Consider the following 12,409-nt stretch of genomic DNA (forward strand, 5'->3'; position numbering starts at 1 on the left):
GCTCAGATATGTCGTTGAGAAATATCTAGCTGGAAGAGAGGATCTAGAGATCATAGACCTAGGCTCAGGCTTCGGAGGGGTATGCTTCAAAGCACTAGAGATACTCCCCAAGGCTAAATGTACAGGGATAGACATAGATCCTCTTAAGGTTATGTGGAGCAGGATCGCATCTAAATTCAAAAAATGCGGTGGAAGAGCTAGATTCATGTGGGGGAACATCTTCAACATAGACCTAGGGGGATATGACTTGATATATATGTTCCTATGGCCACCAGCAGTAGCGAAGATAGAGGATAAGATCGTGAGGGAGGCTAGGAAGCCAACAGTAGTTATATCCCTAGAACATCCGCTGAAAAAGATCTATAGGGAGAGGTATGGAGACTTCTATATAGGGATCTACCCATAGCTATGTATATAACATCCGAGGTTTATTATCCACTATCTTCATTTCTTCCTAATCAATATCCTGGGTAGGCTATCTATCTCAACATCGTTCACAACATATTCTCCCGTTAAGTAATCGATGAACCTACCATCAACCCTTACAACAACCTTACCAATACCCCTGGTCTTAACTAAAACCAAAACCCTATCCCCTCTCCAGAAACCACATACACCATTTGGTGTTCTCATGGGCTTGTATGCTAGTGAATTTATGTTGAGGTCTCTTCTCAGCTTTAGAAGCCTATGGGTTATATAGATTTTTATTCTGCCATCATCCATATTGCTGATCATCTCCTTATCAAAGGATCTAGATCTCTTCAGAAGATCTGCCAGTTCCTTGAAGTTAACAGGTCTCCTATTATCTGGATCTGTTAGCAGATATCTCCAGGCCTCGGTTCCCTAGTAGATATCTGGCACACCAGGCGACATGATCTTTAGTGCTACTAGTGAGAGGGACTTCTCCATACCGACTCTTCTGATCTTCGCTTCAAACTTGGAGAAGCTGTTGATAAAGCTTCTATTCGTAAATGCCTCTTCAACGAGATCCGGCATTACGCGCTCATACTCTATATTCGGGTTGAGCCAGCTTGTATATATGCTTGCCTCCCTCAGGACCTATGTGGTTATAAACCACATCGAGGATCACAGCTATCCTCCTCTTATGAGCCTCATCCACAAGCTTTGCAAGCATCTTGGGCCCTCCATAGCTATTCTGCACAGCATAGAGAAACACTCCATTATAGCCCCAATCCATTTCTCCAGGGAATTGTGTAACCGGCATTAGCTCTATAGCATTAACACCTAGATCTACTAGGTAGCCCAGCTTCTCGATAACGCCTAGGAAATCACCCCTTTCTGTAAAGATGCCAACATGGATCTCGTAGATCAGAAGATCCCTCAGATCCACCCTCTTCCCCAGCTCCCTTATCTCAAAACATAGATCAACAAGCTGGGATGGCCCATGAACACCTAGCGGTTGATACTTCGAAGTAGGATCAGGGATCTCCTCACCATCAACAAGAAAACTATATAGCTCCCCTCCTTAACACCATCAAGCTCCAATCTAAAATACCCCCTATCATCCCTCTCAGCCTTAAAAACACCCCTACCATGGAGCTTAACGCTGAGCTCCCTAACATATGGAGCCCACACCTCAAAATAAGCGGAAACACCGTTAATCAAACTCGTACCATAGATCGCTCTACCATATCTGCTACAGACCAACAAGACACCTATAATCCATACCAAAAAACCACCAAATATCCCTTACCCGGATACATTGAATAAATCTAAGCTTATAACAACCCTAAACATCCAATGTGATCCAACACTTCTCAGAAACTCTAAGCTATTATGCAAAGCCCATAACAAAATTTCACCCACCCAACCAGGGGATCAAAAATATATAGTAAATAATATAAATAACTGCTATGTATTACCAATAAAAATTATAGAGAAAAATACTGTGAAACCCTACTAATAATACCGATCTATAATTTAAGATCAAAGAAGTATTATTACTATAAAAGCTTATAACAACCCTTTTCATTAACTATATATCGGGAGGGGGCAACAGACAGGCGCCCCCTAACCCACAAACCATATCTCTAAGCCTTGAGGGTAACCTCAGGGCTTAGGGGTATGGGTAGTGGGCTAGGGACAATATGTCTGTTGCCCCCTCCCACCTTTTTATTTCAATATTAGAATTCTCATGTTTCCTAGACTTTGTTTCTAGCTACTTAATGGTGTGGATGAAAAGAGTGTGTCTTGATTTAGATGCTTTAATTAATATGAATCATGTTTTATCTTGATCCTCTATGCATATGCTACTGTGATTTCACCTATTATATATCCCTAGCCATATGTTTTCATATGTATGTATATATCATCTCATCTATGGTATAAGTATTTGGTGTGTGTATGAATAAAGTTCTTTTGATCTCGGTTGTAGTTATAGCTTTGGTGTTATTGGGTGTGATAGCTTATATATATTTCCAGGGCTCTAAGCCGTCCTACGCTCCAACTACTATACAGCATATAACAAGTACGCCTTTACAGACGCAGAGCTCTTCCCAGTCTTCTCAGCTGGTGTTTAGCTATGGTGATATCACTGTTAAGGCGATTCTTCCAAGCAGGCCTATAACTATTACTGGTGGAGGCTCTACCTTTGTTAATGTACAGATGCAGTCCTGGATCCAGAAGTTCAGATCTGTGTCCAGCGGCCTTGTAACGGTTAATTACCAACCCATTGGTAGCGGGGCTGGTGAGGCGAAGTGGTTTGATCGAAGCCTTGATTTTGGAGCATCTGATGTCCCTATATCCAATGTAACATATCAGAGACTAGTAGCCTCTGGATCTGATTTCATCCAGATACCAGTAATAGCGGGCTCAGTAGCGATCATATATAACCTCCCAGAGTGGGATGAGAACCGCTGTGGAGCCCTCAGGCTAAGTGGTGAGGTGCTGGCCAACATATATCTTGGCAAGATAATATACTGGGATGATGATAGGATAAAAGAGCTTCAGATAGAGGGGTGCAGAGCCCTACTACCCCACGAACCTATAAGGGCGATCCATAGGAGCGATGGAAGCGGTACAACAGCCCTCTTCACCCTCTACCTCTCAGACGTGTCTGAGGAGTGGAGAACCAGGATAGGCTATGGATACACAGTCGAATGGCCTAGAGACGCTCTGGGATATGGTGAGGGAGGTAGGGGTAGTGACGGTGTGTCTGCAAAGGTCAAGGGCACGGCATACTCAATAGGATATGTTGAATACGCCTATGCAATAGTGAATAAGCTTCCAACTGCAGCTCTAAAGAATAGAGATGGCAACTTTGTAAAGCCCACCCCCGAAACCGTCTCTGAGGCTCTTAAGAGAGGGGCTAGTAACCTGCCACCTCCGAATGCATATTGGGGAGATATTCCGAAGAGCTTCATCAACAGGGAGGGGCAGAATACATATCCAATTGCTGGGCTATCATATATATTTATATATAAGGATATTACCAAAGATCCCGATATGGCGAAAGCGGTCTCAGCGTTTCTGAAGTGGATCCTGACCGAGGGTCAGAAGCCGGAGAACCTGGTAGAGGGCTACCTACCCCTCCCACCAGAGCTAGCGAAGATAGCTGTTAAATATGTGGAGCAAGGCTTAGGAATATAGTGGGTGACCCCTATACAGGGCTTTTTAAAGAGAAGAGATCTTTTTAGATTAATAGGGATCTCAAATATAGCTATAATAATAACCGTGGTTCTAATCGTAGCTATACTAAGCGCCGAGGGCCTCAGGATCTTTATTAGAGAGGGTCTAAGCTTTATATCGACAAGTATTTGGAGCGGGGCTAGGGAGAGATATGGGATACTATTCGCACTGGGGGGGACCCTTATCACCAGCGTCATAGCGATAGTGATAGCCCTTGTGATAGCTATAGCATCATCGATAACGATCGTTGAGATCTTGCCTAGAAGGCTTAAACCCCTTATCAGCTCACTCGTAGATCTCTCTGCCAGTATACCAACAGTAATATATGGCCTCTGGGGACTATTCATATTAGCACCTTTAATAGCAAATATAGCTGGGAACCCCCTATTAAGCACTATCAAGAGCTACCTGGGATCCCCAGGATCTCTTGGCACCTCCCTTTTCGCGGCATCAATACTACTCTCAATCATGATCTCGCCCTTCGCAACAGCGATAATTAGGGAGGCGCTATATAATGTTCCGAAATATGTTGATGAAGCCCTATACTCGCTTGGATTAACAAGATTCGAGGTTGCGATGTTAAAGATAAGATATATTAGAAGGGCTATCCTCGTTGCTGCTATGATAGCATATGGAAGAGCCGTTGGGGAGACCATAGCTGTGTCAATGGTTGTTGGTAATGTGGTGAACCCAGAGTTCTGGAAGATCCTAAATCCAGGCTATACCATTGCAAGCCTAATAGCTGATCAGTATCAGAATGCAGAGTCATACTACTATATGGTTCCAGCGATATTCGGAGCCGCGTTGGTATTATTCGCGATAGGCCTCTCAGTCAACATAGCTGTTATATGGATCTCGAGGGGGGCTAGATATGGAGGCTAGGATGCTGAAGTCCTATGCAGGGCTAGCCATTGCGGTGGTGATTACAATAGCTGGTCTAGCACCCCTAGTACATCTAATAGCGGTTGTCACAGTCAACGGTGTTAAAGCTATAGCAAAGAACTTCCCAGGCTTCTTCATAGAGGAGAGAGCCCTTCCAGGCTCCGAGGCAATCGGAGGTGTTGGACCATATATCGTTGGAACACTCATCCTCACGGCCATTGCATCCCTCATAGGGATACCAATATCTATATTGGCTGCGGTCTACGCAACACAGAGTGTTAGGAGCAGGCTTGGCCCCCTAACATCTATATTTGTCAGGACTATGATCGAGTTTCCAACCATTATAATAGGCCTCTCGGTATATGGTACCCTAAGGCTCCTGGATCTCGCCCTCCAGGTGATAGGACTCCATAGCCCTATACCTAGGTTCAGCGCCCTCTCAGGCTCCATAGCCCTAGCTATAATCATGATCCCATTCATATACTCCCAGGTGGAGGAGAGCCTGAAGGGGGTTCCGATGCACCTTAGAGAAGCGATCTACTCCCTAGGGGGTTCGAGGCTTGTATCATCATATATATTGCTGAGATATGTAAGGGCATCTATATTAGCTGGGATAGGCATAGGGGTTGGAAAGGCTATGAGTGAGACGGCTCCCCTCCTATTCACAGCATTTGGGAGTGAGTACTACCCCTCTGGAGGATTAGAAGCCCTTTTAAAGCCCATAGGAGCTCTAACACTTGGAATATATACCATGGCTCTATCAGGCTATAGCAACTGGGTCGAGGCCTCATGGGGAGCCGCGTTTATCCTGTTAGCAATATCTATAGCTCTTTTCACAGCTATAAGGATTATATCTGGAAGGAGGTGAGGCTATGGGTTCCAAGGGTGCATCGATAGAGATCCAGGGGCTGAGGGTCTGGTTAGGCTCTAGAGAGGTTATAAAGGGGATCAGCCTATCGATACCAAGCAACACAGTATTCACAGTAATGGGGCCCTCTGGGAGTGGCAAGTCAACCCTTTTAAGGGCTATAAACAGGATTCTAGATCTATATCCAGAGGCTAGGGTCGAGGGTAGGGTTGTGGTTGATGGTCTCGATATATATAGCGATTCGGTGGATCCCTCATCGGTTAGGAGGATGATCGGGATGGTTTTCCAAGTCCCCAACCCAATACCGAATATGTCTATATATGAGAACGTAGCCCTAGGACCTAAGATCAACAGGATGGTTAGGAGCAAGAGGGAGCTTGATGAGCTTGTCAGATGGGCTCTTGAAAGGGCCTATCTATGGGATGAGGTGAGGGATAGGCTTGATATGCCCGCTGGTAAGCTCTCTGGTGGGCAGCAGCAGAGGCTATGCATAGCAAGGGCCCTCGCTATGAAGCCGAAGGCTCTTCTAATGGATGAGCCAACATCGAATCTAGATCCCGTGGCCACATCAAAGATCGAGAGCCTAATAACAGAGCTCAGGGAATACCTAACAGTTGTTCTGGTAACCCATAATCCATTCCAAGCCTCTAGGGTCTCTGACTATGTTGCCTTCATATACGATGGAAGGCTCGTCGAGGTAGGCCCATCATCCAAGATCTTTACGAGACCTGAGAACGAGCTTACAGAGAAATATGTTACGGGGAGGCTGGTGGCTTGAGGCCTATAGATCAGCATATATCTAGGCTCGAATCAAGGCTTAGAGAGCTCTCAGCAATCTCAGAGAAGATCGTTGAGGACGTGGTTACACTAAAGGCATCGCCAGAGGTGATAAGGGGGAGGGTTGATGAGGTTAAGAGGAGAAGGCTTGAGATACACAGCAGTATTATAGAGATAATAGCTAGGTTCCAACCAACAGCATCAGATCTCAGGGGCTTGATAGCGTCTCTAGAGATATCCTACGGGCTATATAGATTCGCTAGATATGCTCTAGACATATCTACAATATTATCAACAGTGCTTAGAGGATCTAGCGAGGTATGCGAGTTAAAAGGGTCATCGGAGGTTGCTGGATATGTTAGGGAGATGGTGGTTGCTGGATATGTTAGGGAGATGGTTAGGAGGAGTATAGAGGCGTTTCTAAAGAGGGATAAAGATTTGGCGAGGAGTGTTATAGAGATGGATAGATCTGTTGATGAGAAGCTATTCCAAACCCTCTCTAGAGCATCCAGATCTACGGATCTATGCTCAACCCTGGATCTGCTGATCCTAATGTACCTGGAGAGGATAGCGGATCACAGTGTGTATATAGCTCAGGAGACTGTTGAGATGTTATAGCGGAGATATGAAATAGTTTGTTCCCAGCTATCCACTACCCTTTTAAAAAACCTTATCTCTTTACCTTGATAACAATCTCTATCGTAGATACCCTAGACCTCTTACCCTCCTTGCTCTGCAGCTCCTCACTCCCTATGTTTATCCTCTCTATGGTGATTCCGTCTTTGAGGAATCTGCTCCTCACAATCTCAACAGCATCTACAGCCCTGCTAATAGCCCTCCCCCTTGCCTTGACAACAACCTCGTTCACTCCTTGGCTAGCTAGCTGTAGTATTGCTAGTACATAGCTCATAACAGGCTTCTTACCTACTAGCACTGTGTTTACAGGCTGTGGCTGTGCCATCTCCACCACCTCAGAATCCTGTCACATGAATGTAAGGCTCTGGGCTTTATAAGCTTTTAATAAGATCCTGCTTCATGTAGATATATACCTTATCAGCGATAGTATTATTTGCAGAGCGTTTAGGAGGATCAAATCCATGGAGGCTATAAGGGCTGAAAACGTTACAAAGAGATTCGGATCCTTTGTAGCTGTGGATTCAGTCTCTATAACAGCTAATAAGGAGATCCTAGCTATTATGGGGCCCAATGGGAGTGGAAAGACAACCCTTCTATCAATGCTAAGCGGCGCTCTAAGACCCTCATCTGGGAGGATATATGTGAAGGGCATAGATCTATGGGGAACTGGGGATGAGATGGAGAGGGCTAGGAGATATATAGGATTCTCACCCCAGGCCACGGTATTTGAGAGATCTCTGACTGGGTATGAGAACCTAGTATGGATTGGAATGGCTAGGGGGCTGGGTATACGGGATTCGAGGAGGAGGGCTAGAGAGCTTATAGAGGCTCTAGGACTTGCTGAACATGCTAACAAGCCTGTTTCTAAATATAGTGGTGGGATGCTTAAGAGGCTATCAATAGCCTCAGCCCTGATCCACGATCCAGAGGTTATAATCCTAGATGAGCCCGGCTCAGGCCTTGACCCCACAGCCCTACAGGATCTCTGGAGCCTCCTCCTAGAGATAGCGGGGGATAGAACCATTATCTACTCAACCCACAACCCATATGAAGCCGAGAGATACTCAACGAGGGTGCTTATAATGCATAGGGGGAGGATAGTGGTGTCTGGAAGCGCCTCAGAGCTTATAGAGAGATATGCTCCAAAGCCCCTAATAGCTATATACCTCCCAGAAGGGGTAGAGCCACTAGATCTAGAGGGCTTCCAGGGCATTGATAATGGTGAGAGGGTTGCTCTATATGAGGCCAGGGATCCTGGGAGGGATTTGGGGGCTATAGTGGCGGCATATATAGCCAAGGGCTACACGCCGGAGAGGGTTGAGGTTAGAAGGCCGGGTCTTGGAGAGGTCTTTCTAAGGGTTACTGGCGAGGCTATGGAGGTGTAGCTATTGCCTGCTTCCCAATACCTATACGAGGTATATGTATATGTGAAGTCCATGTTTAGGGAGAGACAGACTCTCTTCTGGACAATAGTTTTCCCCCTGGTCTATCTATCCATAATATTTGCTGTGTTCGGAAACCCAGGCGGATCTAATATAAGTTTCTCGGTAGCGATCCAGGATCTCGATAACTCCACACTCTCAAGGATCTTCATAGATGCTATGAGAGATACGGGAATATACAGGGTTGCCTATGTGAACAGCAGCTTGGAAGATGCTATTAGAAGCGGGAGGTATGATGTGGGAATTGTTATCCCAAGAGGTTTTGGAGAGAATCTAACCACAGCGAATCAAACGTATATCTCCATAGCATATATTAGCAATCTCCAATCCTCTGAGGCTGCGAGGAGCTCACTAGAGTCTTTTATAAGCAGGTTTGGATCTATATATGTTGAGAGGATCATCGAGGTAGCAAAGAGCTTCATGCCTAGCGATGCATATAGATACGCGATCTTCATAGCAAAACCGATCAACACATCATATATAGAGGTTAGGGGGAGCTATATATCAAGCCCAGGGGGTATCAGGACATACTATATGATTAGCACCATAGGATTCATGATCCTATATAGCGGGCTATTCACATCAATAGGCTCTATAGTCGAGGCTAGGAGAAGCGGTGTTCTCCAGCTAATACTCTCAAGCCCCATTAAGGGTCATAGGATATTCATGGCAAGGATCTTAGCCGGGCTCGCATCTATATCCATAACATCTATAGCAGTGACACTGCTGGGGATAGCACTAGGGGCGGATATACATAGGATCCCAGCATATGCATGGACAGCCATAGCTATCCTCCTGCTGATAGGCGCCATAGGAACGATGGGCCTGGGATTCATAATAGCACCGTTTATTAAAACCCCAGAGGCTGCAACAGCGATCGCAAACATGATAGCGTTCCCCACAATGTTCATAGGAGGAATAGCGATCCCCAAATTCCTACTACCCAGCAGCCTCCAGATCTTCGCTGACATATACCCACTATCAAGGATAGTGGATAGCGTTAGAAACATAGCAGTATATGAATGGGATCCCATCCAGGCAATCCTATATTCAGCCCCCGCAATAATAGCCAGCATAGCAATAATCATAATAGGATGGATCCTATATAGAAGAGCGCTAGAGAAAGCCATTGAAAACCCATAACACAGATAGGATCAAACATTATTAGAAAATCAAATCGTTCCCCTACTCCAAAGAGCATATCCCTTGATATAGACCCTTACAACTCCGTTGAAGCTTATCTCATTGAGTTCCACGTACCGCTTCTAAAAAGCATAGCAAACCTATTAAATTAGATATGGTGGAACCATGTTTCCAGACAATATCTTGGGAGCGCTCACACGGCACAGTCACTAAGGATAGGTAGACAGTTAAATCCAATATTAACATTATTGATCATCTATCCCTTATGCTCTTCATCGATGATCTTTGCAAGCTCATATAGATCTACTTTACCCTCTAAACTCCTCAGCTCACTAAGAATCTTTTCAGCGTTTTCCCGCTCAATATTCTCTAGTTCCTCAAATAACTTTCTCTTCACAAGCTCGGATATATTGATACCATAGCTCTCAAGCTTTTCCTTCAACCACCTCGGGATCCTAATACTTATAACAACACTCAAAACAAACCCTGTATAGATAACCATGTATACGGATTATTTATATCTAAAAACGTCTGATAACGAAGATACTATAAGGAATATAACTTGGGGAAGATATATGGATCATAATAGCTGACCTCTCCTCTGGAGGACGGGGGCTTTCAGTTGCAAAAGCCTCGGGATATCGTATCTGGCTTTTTACTTTAAGGGGCAAGATTCCCACAGGGTGAAGCGGAGATCATGTTCTCTCTAGGTTGTGGATGTTTTTCTAACTCTTAGCGGATGTCTCCATATAAGGGTAGGTTGAAAGGGCGTATATATTATCTCAAGACCTCTATGGAATGGGGGTGTGGGTTGAAGATAAAAGATATAAAGGTGGAGATTTTCTCCCATAAAGTCGATCTAGCAGATTTTGGAGGGGGAAGAGATCTCGCAGTGGTGAGGGTTATAACGGATGATGGGGTGGAGGGTATCAGCTATGTTCCAGGTTTCTCGCATATTCCAACCCCCCTTTCAAGGGCCTTCAAGGAGATTGTGGAGGGTGTTATTAGGGAGAACATAGTGGGGCTGGACCCCACATCTATTGAGGCGATTTGGAACAGGTTATTCCACAGACTCACTAGATGGGGTAGGCGGGGCATAGTTATACAGGCTATATCAGGCATCGATATGGCTCTCTGGGATATACTCGGCAAGATCTCGGGTCTTCCTCTCTGGAGACTCTTGGGAGGCTATAGAGAGGATGTGCCGGCATATGCTAATGTTGCACACCACCTACCTCCAAGGGAGCTTGCTAAGAAGGCTATTGAGTATTATGAGAAGGGTTTTAGAGCTTTCAAGATAAGGGGGGCTAGGACTGAGGTTCCATTTGAGGAGGCCACAGAGAGGATCAGGGCTATTAGGGATGCTCTTGGATATGATGTTAAGCTAATGGTTGATATGAACGGATCTCTGGATACACATCAAGCCATAGAGTATCTGAGGAAATGGGAGAGATATGATCTCTATTGGATCGAAGAACCCCTACACCCAGATAACCTAGAGGGATATAAGAGGATTAAGAAATACTCTAACACCATGATCGCTGCTGGTGAGCAACACTCAACAGTACATGACTTCAGAGTCCTCGTAGAGGATGAGCTTGTCGACGTAGTGCAGCCTGATGCCTCCTGGTGTGGTGGGATAAGCGAGTGGCTCAAGATCTGGTCCATAGCAACAGCATATGGAGTACCAGTCGCACCCCACGCACTACACCCCATACATGCTCACCTAGTGGCTGCCAAGCCGAACACCATGTGGGTGGAGTACTTCTACCCCGATAACCCCCTCTACTCGCTGGTGTATGAGGTGTTTGAAGAGCCCAGAGAATCTCTATATGCTGAGAAAGGATCTCTGAAAGCCCCTAAGAGCCCGGGTCTAGGGCTTAAGCTGAAGAAAGCTTCATGATCTCCCCTTCCTTGCTTAACAATATAAATGATCTTTAATGATATGATTACAGCTAGATATATATGTTGGAAGCTATACACCTCTCGATCCTAGCCTTAACCCTTTTCTGACTAAGATCTCTATCCATATATATTCTAATCATTTTACCGCCTAGCTCTGCCACAGCCTCGTAGTACTCGCCTGAGAATGTTGTGCTTATAATATTAACTTCGAGATCCCCATCACCAATAGCCACATCCCTGGGCGAGAAGTATATAAGAGCATCGGATCCCTCCTTTAGATCACCCCTAGCTGTGCACTTAATAGTAGCACCCCCTATATCAACCTCTACAGAGTCTCTATATACCCTGACTACTCTACCCCTTACAATGTTAAATCTTAGTAGGCTAGCTAGCACAGGATCATCAACAGATCTATATATCTCGCTTGGTGTCCCAACCTTTCTGAAGAGACCATCAGATATAAGGGCGATCCTGTCTCCGAGGGCAAATGCCTCCCTTATATCGTGTGTAACATATATCGAGGTGATTCTAAGGCTCTTTATAGTCTCTCTAAGCCATATCCTAGCCTCATCTCTAAGGGCTGCATCTAGATTAGATATGGGCTCGTCCAGGAGCAGTAGAGAGGGCTCTAACACTATGGCCCTTGCAAGTGCTACCCTCTGCTGCTGCCCACCAGAGAGCTGCCATGGGTATCTATCTAGCAGATGATCTATCTTTAGAGACTCGGCAACAGATTTAACTCTCCTCGCTATCTCTTCCCTAGGCATCTTCTTGATCTTGAGGCCAAAAGCTATGTTATCCCAAACCTTCATATGAGGCCATAGACCCCATGTCTGGGGCACATATCCTACAGATCTCTTTTCCGGGGGTAGGTTGATTCCCTTTGAATAGCTGAAGACCTCCTTACCACCTATAACTATCTCCCCCTTATCAGGGGTTTCAAGACCTGCTATGCATCTCAGAAAGGTTGTTTTACCACTGCCTGATGGGCCTATCACCACGAAGATCTCTCCCTTCTCAATACCCAGAGATCTACCCTCCATATTGAGGGCCACAACAGAGCCAAACTTCTTCACAAGGTCTGAGACATAGAGGATGCTCATATACA

The 12,409-nt window shown here is 45.3% G+C and carries 16 protein-coding genes; 9 read left to right on the forward strand and 7 right to left on the reverse strand.

Features of this window, described 5'->3' with window-relative positions; translation table 11 throughout:
* Positions 1–406: class I SAM-dependent methyltransferase (locus QXE01_02205; GenBank protein MEM4970045.1), on the forward strand; the 406-nt coding region annotated here is incomplete at its 5' end.
* Between the two features lie 38 nt (positions 407–444).
* Here QXE01_02205 and QXE01_02210 read toward each other — a convergent pair.
* From QXE01_02210 to QXE01_02225, 4 genes are all read right to left on the reverse strand, one after another.
* Positions 445–735: a DUF1953 domain-containing protein gene (locus QXE01_02210; protein MEM4970046.1), complete on the reverse strand. Its 291-nt coding sequence runs from the start codon at positions 733–735 to the stop codon at positions 445–447.
* A 108-nt stretch (positions 736–843) separates the two neighbouring features.
* A complete protein-coding gene (locus tag QXE01_02215) occupies positions 844–996 on the reverse strand; it encodes a hypothetical protein (GenBank protein ID MEM4970047.1) in 153 nt (50 codons plus the stop codon).
* A 7-nt stretch (positions 997–1,003) separates the two neighbouring features.
* Entirely contained in the window at positions 1,004–1,351 is a 348-nt protein-coding gene (locus QXE01_02220) for an alpha-amylase family glycosyl hydrolase (GenBank protein ID MEM4970048.1), read from the reverse strand.
* A gap of 62 nt (positions 1,352–1,413) precedes the next feature.
* Complete coding sequence (locus QXE01_02225) at positions 1,414–1,692, reverse strand: hypothetical protein (protein ID MEM4970049.1); 279 nt, start codon at positions 1,690–1,692, stop codon at positions 1,414–1,416.
* A gap of 672 nt (positions 1,693–2,364) precedes the next feature.
* Here QXE01_02225 and pstS point away from each other — a divergent pair.
* The 5 genes from pstS to QXE01_02250 are packed head-to-tail and all read left to right on the forward strand — an operon-like array spanning position 2,365 to position 6,793.
* Positions 2,365–3,609: a phosphate ABC transporter substrate-binding protein PstS gene (pstS, locus tag QXE01_02230; protein ID MEM4970050.1), complete on the forward strand. Its 1,245-nt coding sequence runs from the start codon at positions 2,365–2,367 to the stop codon at positions 3,607–3,609.
* 3 nt (positions 3,610–3,612) lie between these two features.
* On the forward strand, positions 3,613–4,530 hold the full coding sequence (gene pstC, locus QXE01_02235) for a phosphate ABC transporter permease subunit PstC (protein MEM4970051.1): 918 nt from the start codon (positions 3,613–3,615) through the stop codon (positions 4,528–4,530).
* Positions 4,520–5,398 carry a hypothetical protein gene (locus QXE01_02240; GenBank protein MEM4970052.1) on the forward strand — a complete coding sequence of 293 codons (879 nt, stop codon included), beginning with the start codon at positions 4,520–4,522 and terminating at the stop codon, positions 5,396–5,398. Before pstC ends, QXE01_02240 begins: the two co-directional genes overlap by 11 nt.
* A 4-nt stretch (positions 5,399–5,402) precedes the next feature.
* Entirely contained in the window at positions 5,403–6,176 is a 774-nt protein-coding gene (locus tag QXE01_02245) for a phosphate ABC transporter ATP-binding protein (protein ID MEM4970053.1), read from the forward strand.
* Positions 6,173–6,793 (forward strand): PhoU domain-containing protein, encoded by a 621-nt coding sequence (locus tag QXE01_02250; GenBank protein MEM4970054.1) that lies wholly within the window; start codon positions 6,173–6,175, stop codon positions 6,791–6,793. Before QXE01_02245 ends, QXE01_02250 begins: the two co-directional genes overlap by 4 nt.
* Before the next feature lie 52 nt (positions 6,794–6,845).
* Here QXE01_02250 and albA read toward each other — a convergent pair whose 3' ends face one another.
* Complete coding sequence (albA, locus tag QXE01_02255) at positions 6,846–7,136, reverse strand: DNA-binding protein Alba (protein ID MEM4970055.1); 291 nt, start codon at positions 7,134–7,136, stop codon at positions 6,846–6,848.
* A gap of 136 nt (positions 7,137–7,272) precedes the next feature.
* Here albA and QXE01_02260 point away from each other — a divergent pair, with 136 nt between their 5' ends.
* A complete protein-coding gene (locus tag QXE01_02260; protein ID MEM4970056.1) occupies positions 7,273–8,196 on the forward strand; it encodes an ABC transporter ATP-binding protein in 924 nt (307 codons plus the stop codon).
* A 3-nt stretch (positions 8,197–8,199) separates the two neighbouring features.
* On the forward strand, positions 8,200–9,396 hold the full coding sequence (locus tag QXE01_02265; protein ID MEM4970057.1) for an ABC transporter permease: 1,197 nt from the start codon (positions 8,200–8,202) through the stop codon (positions 9,394–9,396).
* A gap of 256 nt (positions 9,397–9,652) precedes the next feature.
* On the opposite strand, the gene QXE01_02270 is transcribed toward QXE01_02265, so the two are convergent.
* Entirely contained in the window at positions 9,653–9,874 is a 222-nt protein-coding gene (locus QXE01_02270; GenBank protein ID MEM4970058.1) for an antitoxin, read from the reverse strand.
* Between the two features lie 333 nt (positions 9,875–10,207).
* On the opposite strand from QXE01_02270, the gene QXE01_02275 reads away from it, so the two are divergent.
* Entirely contained in the window at positions 10,208–11,299 is a 1,092-nt protein-coding gene (locus QXE01_02275; protein ID MEM4970059.1) for a mandelate racemase/muconate lactonizing enzyme family protein, read from the forward strand.
* Between the two features lie 52 nt (positions 11,300–11,351).
* On the opposite strand, the gene QXE01_02280 is transcribed toward QXE01_02275, so the two are convergent.
* Positions 11,352–12,404: an ABC transporter ATP-binding protein gene (locus QXE01_02280; GenBank protein ID MEM4970060.1), complete on the reverse strand. Its 1,053-nt coding sequence runs from the start codon at positions 12,402–12,404 to the stop codon at positions 11,352–11,354.
* Positions 12,405–12,409 lie beyond the last annotated feature (5 nt).

This window comes from Sulfolobales archaeon (assembly GCA_038897115.1).
Classification (GTDB): Archaea; Thermoproteota; Thermoprotei_A; order Sulfolobales; family AG1; genus AG1.

What these genes read in the sequence shown, in the direction of transcription:
- QXE01_02210 (MEM4970046.1), bottom strand. Translation starts at nt 735, where the DNA reads ATGATCAGCAATATGGATGATGGCAGAATAAAAATCTATATAACCCAT.
- QXE01_02215 (MEM4970047.1), bottom strand. Translation starts at nt 996, where the DNA reads ATGCCGGATCTCGTTGAAGAGGCATTTACGAATAGAAGCTTTATCAAC.
- pstS (MEM4970050.1), top strand. Translation starts at nt 2,365, where the DNA reads ATGAATAAAGTTCTTTTGATCTCGGTTGTAGTTATAGCTTTGGTGTTA.
- QXE01_02240 (MEM4970052.1), top strand. Translation starts at nt 4,520, where the DNA reads ATGGAGGCTAGGATGCTGAAGTCCTATGCAGGGCTAGCCATTGCGGTG.
- QXE01_02245 (MEM4970053.1), top strand. Translation starts at nt 5,403, where the DNA reads ATGGGTTCCAAGGGTGCATCGATAGAGATCCAGGGGCTGAGGGTCTGG.
- albA (MEM4970055.1), bottom strand. Translation starts at nt 7,136, where the DNA reads ATGGCACAGCCACAGCCTGTAAACACAGTGCTAGTAGGTAAGAAGCCT.
- QXE01_02260 (MEM4970056.1), top strand. Translation starts at nt 7,273, where the DNA reads ATGGAGGCTATAAGGGCTGAAAACGTTACAAAGAGATTCGGATCCTTT.
- QXE01_02280 (MEM4970060.1), bottom strand. Translation starts at nt 12,404, where the DNA reads ATGAGCATCCTCTATGTCTCAGACCTTGTGAAGAAGTTTGGCTCTGTT.